Source organism: Pseudoalteromonas sp. CO348, assembly GCF_004208845.1.
Classification (GTDB): Bacteria; Pseudomonadota; Gammaproteobacteria; order Enterobacterales; family Alteromonadaceae; genus Pseudoalteromonas; species Pseudoalteromonas maricaloris.
In genome coordinates, this window is the sequence record NZ_SGPI01000029.1 from 50,670 (window position 1) to 67,226 (window position 16,557).

Annotated in this window: 12 protein-coding genes; all 12 read right to left on the minus strand. The window is 37.7% G+C overall.

Going from position 1 to position 16,557, the window contains the following annotated elements; genetic code table 11:
* Window position 1: 1 nt before the first annotated feature.
* The gene (locus EXT48_RS14155; RefSeq protein ID WP_130164829.1) at window positions 2–928 is read right to left on the minus strand and encodes an SDR family oxidoreductase; all 927 of its coding nucleotides are present in this window, start codon (window positions 926–928) and stop codon (window positions 2–4) included.
* The gene (locus EXT48_RS14160) at window positions 925–2,094 is read right to left on the minus strand and encodes a glycosyltransferase family 4 protein (RefSeq protein ID WP_130164830.1); all 1,170 of its coding nucleotides are present in this window, start codon (window positions 2,092–2,094) and stop codon (window positions 925–927) included. The genes EXT48_RS14155 and EXT48_RS14160 overlap by 4 nt, the downstream gene beginning before the upstream one ends.
* Window positions 2,091–3,734, minus strand: a complete 1,644-nt coding sequence (locus EXT48_RS14165) for a heparinase II/III family protein (RefSeq protein ID WP_130164831.1) — start codon at window positions 3,732–3,734, stop codon at window positions 2,091–2,093. The genes EXT48_RS14160 and EXT48_RS14165 overlap by 4 nt, the downstream gene beginning before the upstream one ends.
* Window positions 3,731–5,869 (minus strand): bi-domain-containing oxidoreductase, encoded by a 2,139-nt coding sequence (locus tag EXT48_RS14170; RefSeq protein ID WP_130164832.1) that lies wholly within the window; start codon window positions 5,867–5,869, stop codon window positions 3,731–3,733. Before EXT48_RS14170 ends, EXT48_RS14165 begins: the two co-directional genes overlap by 4 nt.
* Entirely contained in the window at window positions 5,866–6,948 is a 1,083-nt protein-coding gene (locus tag EXT48_RS14175) for a glycosyltransferase (protein ID WP_130164833.1), read from the minus strand. The genes EXT48_RS14170 and EXT48_RS14175 overlap by 4 nt, the downstream gene beginning before the upstream one ends.
* Window positions 6,932–8,212 (minus strand): O-antigen ligase, encoded by a 1,281-nt coding sequence (locus EXT48_RS14180; RefSeq protein ID WP_130164834.1) that lies wholly within the window; start codon window positions 8,210–8,212, stop codon window positions 6,932–6,934. The genes EXT48_RS14175 and EXT48_RS14180 overlap by 17 nt, the downstream gene beginning before the upstream one ends.
* Before the next feature lie 4 nt (window positions 8,213–8,216).
* Window positions 8,217–9,317, minus strand: a complete 1,101-nt coding sequence (locus EXT48_RS14185) for a polysaccharide pyruvyl transferase family protein (protein ID WP_045988144.1) — start codon at window positions 9,315–9,317, stop codon at window positions 8,217–8,219.
* Window positions 9,318–9,326: 9 nt separating this feature from the next.
* Complete coding sequence (locus EXT48_RS14190) at window positions 9,327–10,286, minus strand: nitroreductase family protein (protein WP_045988145.1); 960 nt, start codon at window positions 10,284–10,286, stop codon at window positions 9,327–9,329.
* Entirely contained in the window at window positions 10,267–11,511 is a 1,245-nt protein-coding gene (locus tag EXT48_RS14195) for a polysaccharide biosynthesis C-terminal domain-containing protein (protein ID WP_130164835.1), read from the minus strand. Before EXT48_RS14195 ends, EXT48_RS14190 begins: the two co-directional genes overlap by 20 nt.
* A gap of 3 nt (window positions 11,512–11,514) precedes the next feature.
* Window positions 11,515–12,774 carry a UDP-N-acetyl-D-mannosamine dehydrogenase gene (gene wecC, locus EXT48_RS14200; RefSeq protein ID WP_130164836.1) on the minus strand — a complete coding sequence of 420 codons (1,260 nt, stop codon included), beginning with the start codon at window positions 12,772–12,774 and terminating at the stop codon, window positions 11,515–11,517.
* Window positions 12,775–12,818: 44 nt separating this feature from the next.
* The gene (gene wecB, locus EXT48_RS14205) at window positions 12,819–13,934 is read right to left on the minus strand and encodes a non-hydrolyzing UDP-N-acetylglucosamine 2-epimerase (RefSeq protein ID WP_130164837.1); all 1,116 of its coding nucleotides are present in this window, start codon (window positions 13,932–13,934) and stop codon (window positions 12,819–12,821) included.
* A gap of 387 nt (window positions 13,935–14,321) precedes the next feature.
* Entirely contained in the window at window positions 14,322–16,556 is a 2,235-nt protein-coding gene (locus EXT48_RS14210) for a polysaccharide biosynthesis tyrosine autokinase (protein ID WP_130164838.1), read from the minus strand.
* Window position 16,557: the final 1 nt, after the last annotated feature.

A 16,557-nucleotide genomic window follows, 5' to 3' on the forward strand; every position in this document is an offset into this window, starting at 1 on the left:
CTTAATTTTTAGCTGAAAGTTTGAAACCGTGTTCGATAGAGTAAGGAGGTTTCCAATTTAAAGTATTCTTAGTGTGAGTGATATCTATTTGCAATGATCCGGTTAATCGTTCAACGACTTCTTGCTTACCAAACAACCTACCAACTAGGTTAAAACACCATAAAGGCACGGGTAGTGAAAGGTTTGGCTTACTTTGTGCTCTCGCCATGAGCGACACCATCTCAGCAGTTGATATATCGTTATCATCACTAACCAAAAAAATTTGGTTAGCGGCCTTTGGGTGTTCAATACACACTTTGATTAAATCCACTAAGTTATAAACAGATACTAAACTGCGCTTGTTACTGTCTATTAATCTGAACGGTAATGGTAGCCCCTTACTAACAAGTTTCATTAAAGATGCAAAATTAGCTTTCACACCTTCTCCATAAACAAGTGGTGGACGTACAATGACTATCTCCATCCCTGTTTGCTTACCAAGCTCCATTAGCAATCGTTCAGCTTCTGACTTAGAAACACCATAATAATCTTCCGGTTTTGGTGTATCTAATGAAGTAAACGCTGGTTTTCCTGTTGTACTCTCCCCATTCACTTTTATGGTGCTAACAAATATAAAGCGCTTTACTTTAGCTTTCGCAGCTTGCTTAGCTAGATTTAAAGTGCCAGCTGTATTCACTGCTCTAAAATTGGCTAATGGGTCAACAGAGCTGTCATTCATTATATGAACTCGCGCAGCACAGTGAATTACGCAACTAACATCACTAAGCGCATCTGAGTAGTCAGAGTTCTCATCTAGATTATGCGTATAAACCTGTCCTAAGTCTGATTCTTTTCGACCCAAGAGCTTCAAAGTATTTGAGCTTTTTAATTCGCTAGCTAACAAACTACCTACAAACCCAGAATAACCTGTAATCAATAAACTATTCATTTTTCGTTTCGACAAGACAAAATTGATGCTGACATTTCTTTCATAATATTCGATCGAGTGTACTTCATATTAAAGTCTTTTCTATCAGTATACTCACTATCAAGACTATTTAACGCGCTGTAGGCTGCCTTCTCATCTCCTGGATAAAACACAGCTGCATTACTTACCTCACCTCTAATAAATTCCGCAGCATAACCACTTACTCCTGCTAAAATTGGCTTACCTGTAGCTGCATACTCAAATACTTTAGAAGGTAAAACTTTTTTAAAAGCAGGATAGTCATTCAAATGTAAAAATAATACGTCAGCTCTAGAATACTCTTCTAGTAGTTGCTCGCGATTAACTGGAGGGTGAAAAGAAATGTTTTCAATACCTTTACAATTTGAGAGTAGTAAATCCTTGCGTCCGCCATCACCTATTATTTTAAAGTGATACTGCTGTTTACCTGCTTTAGCAAGCTCAGGGATTATAGTATTCAATCCTTGCCCTTCCCCTATATTCCCAGCGTATAAAACCGTTTTTACTCTGTTATTACTTTCAGAACTTACATTTTGACTTTCAAAATCCAAAAACTCTTTATCTATACCATTAGTAAAAAACGTATATTTTGGACTTTTGTATCGTGAATAAAAGTACTCTTCAAAGCCTTTAGATACTAGGTTAATATGGTCCGAATTCGAGAATGTATAGCTTTCAATTGCCCCCAAAATTGGCTTCATGATGAATGCTAGCTTAGGGTTTAATACATCTTTTATGGTGTCTACAAAAATATCTCGTACATCTAAATAGAGAGGCAACTTCTTTTTTTTCGCTATTCTCGCACCTAAAAATGCAGTAAATAGCCGTGAGCTAGTGGCAAAAACTAAGTCATACTGCTCATCTTTAACAGCTTGATTCACTCGCTTGTAAAAAGTAAAAAAGGATTTTACTTGATCAAGCATACCACTTTTATGCGAAGGAAGCTCTACCCGGCGTAATCTTACATTACCATCAACTTCTTCTGTTTCAGCTCCAGCATTAAAACTAGCATACCGGTTCGGCATAGTTGTAATCACATCAACTTCGATTTTTTCTCGCTGCTTTAATTCCTCAACTAAAGCGGTGGCTCTAAACGAGCCAGCACAAAGATCGGGTTTAAAGTAAAAGGATAAAACAAGTATTTTCACACCAATCCCTTAATCATTCTTATTTCAGTTTGTAAACTACCGTTATCAAAGCTGATTTCGACTTTTTTGTTTGCAACAGATTTTCCAAATTCAGGATGCCACGTACTATCTTTTAACTGCAAAATACTTTTACTAGCCAATACACACAACCTGGTACCGTGCTTCAAAATCTCACATTCATAATCAGAGTTTTGAACAACATCAAGCTCAGGATGGATATGTAAGTGAAAACAAGCAGCCTTTGCATGTGATAATTCATCTTTAATTTCTACCCTGTTACTTAAACATTCTACTTTTCTAGTATGAGTAACTTTAGGGTGTTGTTTTAAATAACCATCGTGACTAGCGACCAACAATGCGCACCCATCATCAAATTTTGCCATTTTTAACTTTGAATATGCTCGCTTAGCAACTCTAAAGCCAGACCAAACTTGTGAGGAGCTTATACCTTCAACAACAATCGTATTGTGTGCTGAAGTTTCACGTTGCCTCAAGCGCTCTTCACTAACGCCATAAAGCGAAGTACCTGAATTTACAAAAACTCTTTGTGTCCCTATTGATAGTTCAAAACTTAAAGTATCAGCATGCGCGTGACCTGGGAGATAATCAGGCCCTACATTAGCGTGATCAAAGATAAGAGTATAGTCATCCAGAGCCACTCTGCTGTACCCACTAGCAAAGTTCGTTATCAACTTTTTACAATCAATCTCAAATAACAGTCCCAGTTTTTGAGCGTAGCTAAAAATATCTTGAGGCTTCTTAGCAATTCCTATAGCAGCATCATTAAAAAAGCTAACCTCGCCATCAGGGTGAACCATCGACTGAAGCCAGCTAAGCGCCTTTTCTGCAACAGTTTTCCACCTATCAAGGTAATTTCTTAACAAATCACTATCACTTGTATTTGCTAGGTCTATTAACTCTAGTAGATCCCAAAGTAATATCTCATGATACATCGGGGAAAGTTCAAAATGGGCGCCATCTTCCAAAAACTGCTCAGATATTTCTTTCTCTAAAATATCAACCCCTAATCTTAAATAACGCTCAGCTTGGACACCATCCAAGTATGCCCCTACGAATGTCAAGGCTTTAGCATTTGCAAATAAGTGATTCCCGAGAATGTGATATTCTATTTGTTTGGAAAGAGCCTCGGCTTGCTCTAGCATGCTTCTACTATATTTAGGAGGAATAGATTTTTGTTTGCTGCACCATTTAACCCAATTAACCAATCGTAATGAAATAGGATATGGCTCCCAACCATTTCCCAGACAAGGAGGGTTTTCATCTATCCAGCGTTCTATCACTACTCGGTGTAAATCGTATCTTTCATGAGAGTCATGGGCACTCAAATCATCAAAATAATGAAGGTTATATAACCAAAGCTTAGTTTTACTCGGACAATTCCAATCTAATGGCGTTGATATATCTCCAGGTTGATTTAAGAACTCTACAGTACTTTCTGAAAATATGCTTTGCGGATTAAGCTCTAAGCCCCCCCAAATCCACTTTTTACGCGAAGATGAAGTTACTTTAGATACTTTCGGCTTTGTCAGCCTATAAAAGACTCTATAGTAGATCTGTTGAAACTTAAGATATTTCAGAGTATGAAATACCTTAAGTGCCATTTTTATTCTATTGCTCATTGATTTCTTAATTGCTCAGCTATATCGATTGATACTTTTGCTACTTCAAAGATTTCATCTATCGAAATTGGTGCACATTTACCATCGCGAACAGAATCAAGAAATAATTTAGAGCACAGGTTTTGCCCTTTATCTTGCTTCCAAAGGTTCATTTTCTTAAATCCTGAAAATCCGTAAGCTTTTAGCTTTACAAAGTTATCCAACTGTAAGACTTTACCATTCGTAAATACCTCTACCCGCTCCTTGGGAAAACTCGCTGCACCATTCGCAAAGTAATGTATAGTACCAAATGACCCGTCGGCAAAGCCTAAAATTATTGCTGCTTTATCTTCAGTTACTTCTACCGAATCCGTATCTCCCATTCTTCGAGCTTGAACAGATACAATTTCACTTCCGGCTAAATAACGCATTAAGTCAACAAAGTGGCATGCCTCTCCAATTATCCTACCTCCACCTACATTTTTATCTTGTGTCCAATGTTCTGCAGGAATGGCGCCCGCATTCATAGTCATAATGAAAGATTTAGGTTCTTTAATTGGCTCTAATAGCAGCTTCATCTTTTGAATTTGAGGAGAGAAACGACGATTAAAGCCAACCATTAACTTAGGTGCTAAATCCTTCTTACAAGCCTTTTTATAAGCAGCCTCAACTTCCCCTAGTTCTTCATAGTTGATTGCCAATGGTTTCTCAACAAATACATTCTTACCAGCCTCAAGAGCTGCCTTTACAAAAGCTGCATGGCTATTGTGCTGGGTGACGATCGCAACAGTGTTAATGTCATCATTTTCAATCATGGCTCGTGTATCAGTAGTTGCTTCTACAAAGCCTGATTTTTCTCCATGAATAACTCCATTTATCCCACCTGACGTTGCGACACTATGAAGTTGTGCACCAGCTTTCTTAAAAGCAGGTATTAAAACTCGTGAAGCATAATTACCGGCACCAATAAATCCTATTACAGGTTCATTTGCTTGATAATTTACAGTGGGGTTCAATGATACTGTTTTAACATGCCGTGCTTGAGGTTCTGACTCAAACTGCAATAAAATTCCTAAGGCGCTCTTATCCGTAGTTAGTAGTTCATATGCATCACTTGCATTTTCAAACTTAAAACGATGTGTAATTAATGGTTTAACATCTAACTGACCACCAGCCATCATATCAAGAATTGCTTCAAAGTTACGCTGCTCTGTCCAGCGTACAAACGCAAGAGGGTAATCATTTCCTTGTTCCTCATAATTAGGATCGTAACGGCCAGGGCCATATGAACATGAAACTTGGAACGATAATTCCTTTTCATAAAAGTCGGCTCGGCTCAGTTCTAACCCTGTAACGCCTACAAGAATAATTCGCCCTCGCTTTCGACTCATTCGTGCAGCTTGTGTAACCGGCTCATTAGACTTAGTAGATGCAGTGATGATAACGCCATCAACTCCTACACCTCTACTAAATTCGAGTCCCACTGCAACTGGATCTTCGCCTTTTCCAGGGTTACAAGTCTCTGCTCCAAATTCTCTGGCCAACTCTAACTTAGCTTGATCATAATCTATTGCTAATACTCTACAGCCCTGTGCTCGTAACATTTGAACCGTTAGTAACCCAATTAGCCCTACACCTGTAACTACAAAGCACTCACCCATAGTCGGGTTGGCTAGACGTATACCTTGCAGGCCAATACTTGCCACCACTGTAAATGAAGCTTCTTCATCAGAAACACTATCCGGTATCTTAGCAACAAGATTCTTACTCACCCGTACAACATCAGCATGAGGGCCATTTGATACGACTCGATCCCCTACCTTAAAACCATCAACCTCTTTACCTAAACTATGAACACAACCAACATTGCAATACCCTAAAGGTAAAGGTTGGGCGAGTTTGGATTTGACAGCATCTAGAGTTGTCATCAAACCATCAGTCTGTACTTTTTCGAGCACCATTTTGACTTTATCAGGTTGTGACCGTGCCTTATCGATTAGGTTTGCTTTACCAAAATCGACTAGCATCCGCTCTGTTCCTGCAGAAATTAATGTTGTTGTCGTATTAATAATTAGGTGTTTTTTATTATCTCGTGGTACCGGTGATTCCACTATTGAAGAGCCACCTTTCGCCATGTCTTGTAATATTTGTTTCACTTTATGTCCTCATCAACCATGTCATGGAACGAAATATTCCAAGGCTTGAATTTTTCTAGAGCTGCTTCTGATAATTTAGAGTTCTTTTGTTCGGAAATATTTAAACACTTTAGAGCTTTTTGAATACTCCTTATATCAGAAGGATCAAAGTAATTTGCTGCTTCGCCACAAATCTCTCTAGAAAAAGCTGCATCTGATGTCAAAATTTGTTTCCCAAGCGTTAATGCTTCAATATATGGCAACCCAACAGTTTCAAACTTCGTTGGCATAAATAGTACATCTATTTTACAAAATATAGAGAGGAGTTTATCACTATCAACGACACCTATATTCTTAATTGAACTACACTTCTCAAGCCCTAGAGAAGCAAATTGATTATCTGTTAGTGTGACATACAATACCATATCTAGCTCTTCAAAGGTTGTGTCAAGATGCGGTAAAATTTCGAAGTTCTTGTGTGAATAATACAGGGCTGGATACAACAATTTTTTCTTGGGTTTAGCTAGTAAGTCTTCATATGTAAATTCATTCATATTAATGCTTTGTCTACCTGGGTAAACAACTTTAATAGAATCGCAACTTAAAAAGCCAAACCTCTTTAGCATTTGTTTTTTTATTGTTTCTGTCTGTACTACAATAAGTTCGGCTTGTTTAATAAAAAACCTTATTTTCAAGTAACGCAGAAGCCTTATAATAGAGCCTTTATTTAAAGATTTATTAAGATAAAATACACCAAAAGGAAAATAAGCCCACTGAATGTATACAATTTGTTTTACCGGCACACATGATGCAATATTACCTAAAGAAACAACCTTCTTCACTCTCAAATACTTAGCCAGTATATAAAACCCTACCAAATGAAATAAGAAATTCAATACAGGAACTTGAAATAAAACAGGTAAAACAATAACATCTGGACCTAATTTATGGCATTCCTTCAATCTATCTGAAATAGACTGACTTTTAACTATATAGATGTACTGCTTATCACTTTCCGCATAACATCTTTCCAATATAGTCAACCCTCCACCAGAACTTATATTAGAAGCATTTATGAGTATTTTATAACTTTTTTTCATCTTTAATTAAGTCCAATATTGTAAATGCAAATACAATCCAGATCCCGAAAAAAAAGGACCCATAAAACGAGTTAGAGGAAATCCCAGAAATAAGCCCTGTAAATAATTGAAGGGCAACACCCACCAGAAAAATATTATACTTTAGATGATTAGAACTTAGGCACCTCCTCTTTATTTCAAATGAGGCTTTAAATGCATTCCAAATAACTGCTAAAACAGGGAGAACAAACAGGAACAAACCAACAATACCGTTTCTGAAGAGAATCAATACATACATATTGTGGATATGATGATAACTACCACTTTGAGAACCTGTACTATCTTTTATTAAGGGAAACTCTGGGTGAGCATTAAACTCAGCCCCTACTCCAAGTCCAATTAAATACTCTATAGCACCAACATTCTCGCCTAATGTGCTCATCGCACCTTTAATTTCAGCAATTCTTTCAAAAGATGAACTATCAAGACCTGATTGACCAGAAAAGGTATATTGAAGTCTATCAACTAAAGAAAAAAGCATTCCTTGATTTAAATAAGCAATACCCGCACCACCTATAGCCAAAATAAAAAAGTAAAAGTAGGCACTTGAATACCTCCGAACATAATAAAATGCAAAACCTAAACTCAAAACCAAGACTACCCAATACTCTCTTTTAAAAGAAAGTATACTAAGCAAAATACCAACCACCAGAAATAACAACAACCACTTTTTATTGATATTAAATATCACATTTTCCTTTGAAATCACCCCATACAACAATGTAAATATTAGAAATGGAAATAAGAGAAATTGATTTAATCCAGCTCCATACCTTTCACCTAGAAAAAGAAGTATAACCTTACCAATCATTGCCAACAATGTATAAAAAAACAAAAAAGCAATGATATTATCAACTAATTTTTCTTTATCATGAGTAGTTCTTACATGTGAAAGTGCATAAATTATAAAAACAAATGATATTAGATATCTCACAGAATCTGAAAGAATATATTTAAAATCGGAACCACCTGCCCTTCCTATGAATATAGAAACAAAAAGTAAGAGTATACAAGAAAAAAACAGGCCACATAGAAACCTATCACCTCCAATTTTTTTATTCTTGCTGAAAAACACAAGTGACAGAATCAATAATGGTATTAGCTCTATAAAAGCTCGGAACATTAAAAGGAAGCTAAACACCCCTTTATTGTGAACAAATATAGTTATTAAAAATAAACTAAAAGTAACTCCGAAGGCAATAAACTTTAATGTATTTAGGTTCATCTTATCAACTAAATGACTTATTTATGAATTTATGAGAATTGGTAACCAACCTCTCAAGCTCATCGTAATTTGTATCATCATGCAAAATTTCTACGTCAGCCAGATCTCTTTCATCAGTTATAATTCGACTTTCTGAACCTATAGATAACAGTAAGCTTTCAATCCTATTTATGTTGTATCCGTGTGACACAGCTAGAAATGGTTTTCTAAAAATCAGTGCAAAGACAACACCATGAAAAGAATCAGTCACAATAAAGTCTGACTCATAAAATTCACGAATGAACTCTCTTGGGCCTATGTCATTTAAGTGCTCATCTACATATTTTCCAGGGTGAACATCTAAAGAGATTGCACGTACAATATCGTTCGTTAACTCTTTAACAGCTTTAACGGTCTTTGTGGTAAGAGCTGTCTTCTTTAAAAAATAAGTAACTATTCTTTTTTTCTTTTTGGTATTATAAAGACCTGTGTTACCCGTGTACTCTAGCCACTCTTCAGCAGTTAATAATAGAGTAGGATCTACAACATGCTCCATAGTTAACCGTAACGACTTCAGCTTTTCAACCATATCAGCTTCACGAACACTGATGCTCTTAAATTTGTTCAATTCATTCAGCATCTCGTTCAAATAACTATTGTCTGGTTGATAACTCCCCATACTAGAAGCATAAGAAATTTTTACGGCTTTATTATCAAAGTTTAATAAGTATGCTTTATCCAAAGTTCCGTCTGATGTCATACATGTCGGATTCCAAATTTGGTCACTGCCACTTAGAAGATAATCATAACGACCAGACAAACTCCCCAATGTTTCACTTGTTACGGGAGTAGAGTATTCTATTTGGTTAAAAAAACGTTTAAATCTATCTATTGCTCTTTTCTTAGGTATAACTCTTAATATGTCTTTAAAACTTCGCAAAACCCCTCTAGGGCTGAAATCTAGACGTATTAATGATAAGTTTTTTTTAACATGTTTATTTTCATAATCAATTAACTCGCACTCTCCATACCTTGACATTACCTTGTACGATGAAAAAGCTTGTAGCATTCCACCATAGTTTACTGTCTTTTGTACCGTAATAATTCCTATTTTTATATCTTTCACTTACTATACCTAACGCTCTATAAAATGAAGCACTTCTTTTATGTCCCTTCTTGGAGAAACACAAACAATATTTTCTTCTTTTGGATAACCTATCGCTAACATCATAATTACACTGTTACTATCAGGAAGGTCATACATCTTTCTTAAAGCCAGATCTGGCTTTATCATCTGGCTCCAATTCAAACAACAAGAACCCACACCTAAAGAGTGAAGACTATAAATGAAACTCATAGAAAAAAGACCACCATCAATCCAATGCTGATACCTCTCATTTCCAGAAATGAATGCTTTTAAATCAGCACTGATGATAGCTAGTGTGTGTATATTACCTGTAAACCCTTGATTGCCGTTCTGAATTGATAATAGCTCATCAATTTTTCCTTTTGATTTTACTATATCCACTCTCCATGATTGCCTGTTACAAGCCGAAGGTGACTTCATAGCATATTTAGTGGCTTCTTCAATTATTGCTAGAGGCACTTCTTTATTAGAAAAATCACGTAGCGAATACCTTGTTAGGAAAAAGTCACTTGGCTTTTCCAAAATCCCAAGCTCAGCCTCAGCCTTTTTAAGAACCTTCACTCCTGCCTTAACTTGAGATTTGTAGTTCAAAATCCATTCATACTTTTCTCTAAATAAAGTGGACTGTTTTGCTGTCGAGTTCTTTTTATAGAACTCCTTAATGGCATTTATCGCACCAAGTTCGTGAGCAGTTTTTAAATTTTGGTCAGATTGCCACAATTCAGTCAGAATATCAGCAACGAAGTGAGCATTAGCCCACCCTCTTTCAGGATCATTATCTCTAAAACTCAAACTTTTTTCTAAGCTGTGATATGACTTAGCAAGAATGTAAACACGCTCATCTGAATTTTTATGTTTTTTCCTCCAACCTCCATGCTTGATAACACGAAGCCAGTCATAAATAAATCCAACTAGCGTTAATACTGGCCTAAAGTATACTCTCACCATTTACCTCTTTATTTAATTTAAAAATAGTTCTCATAAACTCAGACGAGTATTTTTTATATAAAAAACACAAAGCCACTTCAGATAAAACAGTACTTATAGCTGCCCCAACAGCACCATATAAAGGTATAGTTACTAAATTTAGGGTTATATTTAAAACAGCAGTCCACCCCATACATTTTACCTTAATATTTATATTATTTTTAACCATTAGTAAGGCACCATAGTTACATGATAAAAATCTAATTGGGATTGCTATTGCCAAGCAATAGACTAACACCAGACTATCACTATAATCTGCACCAAAAACTAATGGTATAAATACATATGAGCCAACCATCACAGCTACTGAACAAACGGAACCAATTAAAAAGGTTTTAAACCTTAATTTCTCAAAAGCATTAATACGGCTTTGCTCATTAGAGCTAAACCATCTATGGAGTTTTGCCAGCATTATTTTCTGATAGTATATTCCTGGCAATATATACACAGAGCTAACAATCAGAAAAGCCACATTATAATAGGCAACCGTTTCAGCACCCACAATAACTCGAAGAAGCAATAAATCTGATTGAAAGTATACAAGATGCATCAAAATAGCAAACGAAAATGGAATTGAATTTTTCAACAACTCCCAGTCACTATAAATAGTAAATTTTGAGCTTTCAGCACGATAGAAAATAGAGTAGCCTATAGCAATAGTAATTATACTAACAGCAAGATAAGCAGAAGCAACGCTTGTCACACTTGCCCCCCAAACTAAGAAGACTCCCATAAGGAATAACAATCTTAATGTTGGTTGTATTATTTGAACAAATGACAAAGCATTATAATTACCATTCACTTGCAGAACGGAATTTAAAAACAAAAAAGCCCCATGAGAGTAAACAACTCCCAGAAAAATTGCTAAATGTAGCATTCCATAAAAATATAAAATTATTGATGTAATTGAAAAAATGATAAGAAAAGCTAAGGAATGAATTTTTAACATTCTTAATCTCATTTCTTTACTACAGCCACTTTTTTCAGATGCTATCTTCAAATAAAAGTCATTTAGGCCAAATGTTATTACTGTCCCTAACAAGCTACATAAAGTTAAAGCAACTGTTACATCACCATAGGCAGCTACATCTAACCATCTAGTTAAAATTCCCTGTATAAGAAAAGTGATGGCAATAGAAACAACAGTCAAACTTGCAACTCTTATAGTTGCGTCTGTAGATTTCATTTATTACCAAACACCTTTAGTATCAATAATCACACCAGATGTAGGCCTAATTTTTTTAAATTCTTTATGATCAACTAATAAGATGTGAATATCAGCATTATGAAGTGTGTTGTTCATACTGGACAAGTGCCTCCCGTAGTTACTTGGTAACAATTCTATATTTGGTTCTACACAGAGTACTGATCCTTTGTGAAATTTTGATATCTCAATAAATATATTTAACGCAGGACTCTCTCGAAGATCATCAATATCAGCTTTAAAAGCTAAACCATAACATGCGACCGTAATATCTTTTGCCGTTTTATCCGGATTAGCTTGTAAAAAATCAGCAATAGCTAATTTCACTTTATCAATTACCCACTGTGGTTTAGAGTCATTCACTTTACGTGCTGTATGTATAATTCGTGCTTCTTCTGGTGTTTTGCTAACTATAAACCAAGGGTCTACTGCAATACAGTGTCCTCCAACACCAGGGCCTGGCTGTAAAATATTAATACGTGGGTGGCGATTAGCTAACGATATAAGCTCCCATACATTTATATCTAGTTTATCGCAGATAATCGATAACTCGTTAGCAAAAGCGATTTGCACATCTCGACACGAGTTCTCTGTTAGTTTTGCCATTTCAGCAGTACGAGCATTAGTAATTACGCACTCGCCTTGTACAAAGGTTTTATATAACTCTACAGCTCGAGCAGAACAATTTGCTGTCATGCCTCCAATTACGCGGTCATTTTCTACCAACTCACGAACTACATGGCCGGGCAATACACGCTCTGGGCAGTGAGCAATATTAACATCAGCATTTTCTCCCGCTTGCTGCGGGAAACTTAAATCAGGGCGAGCCGCAGCTAGCCAACCTGCCATTTGCTCAGTAGCACCAACTGGTGAGGTAGATTCAAGAATAACTAAATCTCCTTTCTTTAGTACTGGTGCAATTGCTTCACTGGCTTTATGAATATATGTTAAATCGGGTTCTGGAATTTGAGAGTCGTTATTTTTAAAAGGAGTTGGCACCGCAATTAAAAAAGCATCAGCTTGCTCTGGTGAAAGCGTTGCTTTGAGATAACCTTCTTTTACGGCTGCATGAACAATCATATCTAGCTCAGGTTCAACGATATGGATTTCACCTCGATTGATTGTGTCTACGGCATGCTGATTAACATCCACACCAATTACTTTCTTTTTGCGAGAGGCAAACATCGCTGCTGTTGGCAATCCAATGTAACCCAAGCCAACGACCGAAATTGTATTAAATGACATACTTTCCCTTTGAAATCTTGAAGTTTAAAACTGCTTACTGGTGTTTATTTAGCTAAAATATCGCAGATTCTTTTGCATGCATTTCCATCACCATAAGGGTTATGGGCTCTGCTCATTTGCTCGTAGCTTTTCTCATTAATTAGCAGTTGTTCTAAAGAAGTGGTGATTGCTGCTACATCAGTCCCGACTAACTTTACTGTTCCAGCTTCTACTGCTTCAGGACGCTCAGTGGTATCGCGCATAACTAGAACTGGCTTGCCGAGGCTGGGCGCCTCTTCTTGGATACCACCAGAATCTGTTAAAATAACATGTGCTCTATTCATTAAATAAACAAAAGGCAAATATTGCTGAGGTTCTATTAAGTGAACATTGTCAATATCGCTTAAAATGCGATTAACTGGCTCTTGCACATTTGGATTTAAATGCACTGGATATAGGATTTGGCAGTTTGGATGCGCTTTTGCAGTCTTAGCCAGAGCTTCACAAATACGCTCAAATCCACCACCAAAGCTTTCTCTTCGGTGACCTGTAACTAAGATAAGCTTTTTGCTCTCATCCAACATGGGGAATTGTGCAGCTAGAGTATTGCTTAGATCGGAGTCTGTTTCTATTTGATGCTTAACCATTAGCAAAGCATCGATCACTGTGTTACCCGTAACAAATATATTTTCATCATGGTAATTTTCAACTAGCAAGTTTTGTTTAGAGGTCTCAGTGGGAGCAAAGTGGTATCTGGTAAGCGCCCCTGTAAGCTTGCGGTTTGCTTCTTCTGGCCATGGAGAGTATATATTGCCTGTACGCAACCCTGCCTCGACATGACCAACTGAAATTTGCTCATAATAAGCAGCTAAGCTTGCTGCAAATGTGGTTGCAGTATCGCCATGTACTAAGACCACATCTGGCTTAAACTCTTTAAGTACTGGAGTAAGCTCTAATAAAATTCGGCTTGTCACTTCTGGTAGCGTCTGCCCGGCTTTCATTAGGTTTAAATCATAGTCAGGTGTAATTTTGAATAACTCTAAAACCTGATCTAACATCTCTCTGTGCTGTGCTGTAACACATACTTTGGCATCGAAGCGTACATCTTGCTTTAGAGCGTGTACTAAAGGTGCCATTTTAATTGCTTCTGGTCTTGTTCCGAATACTGTAAGTACTTTCACAGAGTGTCCCTTTATTTTTTCTGCTGGTTTATTTAGAAATGCCGATTGGATTTTAGGAGGCTTTACTTGTCTTATTCAGCCTCCCTATTCATAACGCCCTATATCTTCATGCAGAGCTATTATTCTTCGAATTAAATTCGCAGTTGAGTAACCTTGATTGGTTATCTTTCAATCTCAACATAATGCCACTTTATACACATTGAGTTGTTATGTTGCACCAACTTCGGCTTGCCCTATGTCTCACAATAACAACTCATCTTATTGGTCATAACATAAAGTCGTTGCTGAGGGTCGCAACATAAAGTCGCTGCTACAAGTCGTAACGTAAAGCCGTTGCTACGAGTCGCAACGTAAAGTCGCTGCTACGGGTTGCAGCGACATAACCTGCTATGCTTTATCTGATTTGTATTCGTAGTTGTAGTAGCCGTAGTAACCATAAGCGTTGGTTGATTTACGAACAACACCGTTGAATACCACCCCTTTTACATCAATACCATTTTGCTCAAAACGATTTCGTGTAATTTCTAGCTCTTTTGCATGGTTTTGGCCAAAACGGGTTACTAGTAATGTTGTACCTGCGTGGGCACTCACAATTGCAGGGTCTGTTACCGCTAAGATTGGAGGAGTATCAACAATAACTAAGTCGTACATTTTGCTCACTTCCCCAATCAACTTGCTAAAGTTTTCATGCATTAGTAGCTCAGACGGATTAGGCGGTATTTGGCCTCGGGTCATTACTTGCAGACCTTCTACTTGGCTTGGCTTAATCACTTGCGCTAGGTTCAATCGGCCAGAGAGATAATCACTTAAACCGTCATCCCACTTCATACCAAACTGAGTTTGCAGGTACCCTTTACGCATATCAGCGTCAATAACAAGAATGCGTTTGCCACTTTGCGCCAGCACGGTTGCAAGGTTTACGGTAATAAAGGATTTACCCACGCCAGGACTTGGACCTGAGATGGCAATAACATTGTTTTTTGCCTCTAGCATAGCAAAGTGCAAGCTGGTACGAAGACTACGCAGTGCCTCAACAGAAAGGTCCGCTGGGTTATCCATGGCGAGTATAGATTTTGCCTTTGCCACTTTGCCCTTGCGTGCCTTTGCAAAACCTGTGAGTTTTACTTGGTACTCTGAGAAGGGCACGCTGGCGTATACAGGCAAACCCAATGCTTCTATTTCCGCTGGGTCTTCAATACCTTTATGCAGCGCTTTTTGCACAAGCACGATAGCAACAGCTAACATACCGCCCAGCATGATTGCCATCACAACGATTAGCGCTTTTTTAGGTTTGACTGGCTGGGTAGTATTTACCTCTGCGTAATCTACTATGCGAACATTACCTACCGTACCCGCACGCACAATATCTAGCTCTTGCGTTTTACCCAAAAGCAGCGTGTAGATTTCATTATTTACTTCTACATCACGCTTTAAGCGTAGCAGCTCGCGCTGAGTCTCTGGTAAGCCTTGTACTTCACCAGCTAATTCGTTGCGTTGGCGCTTTACTGTATCAATTTGCTCTACCACACCGCGGTAAGAGGGGTGTTCACGCTTAAATTTACGGCCAAGCTCTAAACGCTTTAGCTCTAACTCTTGCAGTTTAGTTTCTAGTTTTACAATTTGTTCTAAAACGCCCTGTGTTTCTAGGCTAATATCAATAGACTCTTGGCGAATTTGATAGTCATTAAAGGCTTTTTCTGCGCGCTCTAGGTTACGCTTAACTTCAGGAAGCTGCACTTCTAAAAATTCAAGAGACTGCTGCGCCTCCGCGCTATTACGCTCCACATTGCGACGCACATAAATACCAGCCACTTTATCTAGCACTTTTTCTGCATATTCAGGGCTAGCACTCTGAAGTGCCAAGTTAATAATGCCGGAGTCTTTCCCCTTCTCAGACGCTGATATTGCACTTTGCAGATCTAAAATAGTCTGAAGACGGTTACGTTTAACGATTGAAAACTCGGTCTCTGGACGTGCTATCAAAGTCTTAATAGTCAGCTCAAATTGGCCTTGTTTTACTTCTTCGCCCACTTTACCTGCAAGTACTTCGTCACCGTCACTTGTTAATAATGCAAATGACTCATCTGTTCTCGCTTGTAAAACAAACTCTTCGCCTACTGCACTACTTGGCACCTTAAATCGATGTATTTCAACTTTCTCACCACCCCACGCATAAGAGCTTGCGCCGAGGCTTGGCTCTGCAACTTCGCCTTCACTTTGTGCAACAAATTTACGGAAGCTGCGGCCACCAAATAGTGGAAATAGTTTTGGCTCAACAACGGTATCTAAATTTAATGTGTCGACCGCTTCACCAATGACGCTTCTAGATTTTAATAGCTCAATTTCGGTTACCGCTGCGGAGGTACTTTCAAACATACCAGACATATCATCAAAACCGGGAACAGAACCGCCCTTTTCCTCTACCTGTACCATTGCAGTTGCTTGGTAGATTGGCGTGCTAAATATTGCGTAGGCTATGCCTAACAACATAAATAGTGCAGTAATGCCTGCGATAAAAAACTTAGCATCTAATAATGCGCCAACTAGCGCCATTAAATCGATTTCTTGCGTCTCTTCTTTTGATGACTTTTGATTAGAGATAAGATTTGGCTGAGCATTCATA

Bases quoted from the DNA above. Each gene is read 5' to 3' on its own strand.
- EXT48_RS14165 (WP_130164831.1), bottom strand. From the start codon at position 3,734: ATGAGCAATAGAATAAAAATGGCACTTAAGGTATTTCATACTCTGAAA.
- wecC (WP_130164836.1), bottom strand. From the start codon at position 12,774: ATGTCATTTAATACAATTTCGGTCGTTGGCTTGGGTTACATTGGATTG.
- EXT48_RS14155 (WP_130164829.1), bottom strand. From the start codon at position 928: ATGAATAGTTTATTGATTACAGGTTATTCTGGGTTTGTAGGTAGTTTG.
- EXT48_RS14180 (WP_130164834.1), bottom strand. From the start codon at position 8,212: ATGAACCTAAATACATTAAAGTTTATTGCCTTCGGAGTTACTTTTAGT.
- EXT48_RS14195 (WP_130164835.1), bottom strand. From the start codon at position 11,511: ATGAAATCTACAGACGCAACTATAAGAGTTGCAAGTTTGACTGTTGTT.
- EXT48_RS14175 (WP_130164833.1), bottom strand. From the start codon at position 6,948: ATGAAAAAAAGTTATAAAATACTCATAAATGCTTCTAATATAAGTTCT.
- EXT48_RS14190 (WP_045988145.1), bottom strand. From the start codon at position 10,286: ATGGTGAGAGTATACTTTAGGCCAGTATTAACGCTAGTTGGATTTATT.
- EXT48_RS14210 (WP_130164838.1), bottom strand. From the start codon at position 16,556: ATGAATGCTCAGCCAAATCTTATCTCTAATCAAAAGTCATCAAAAGAA.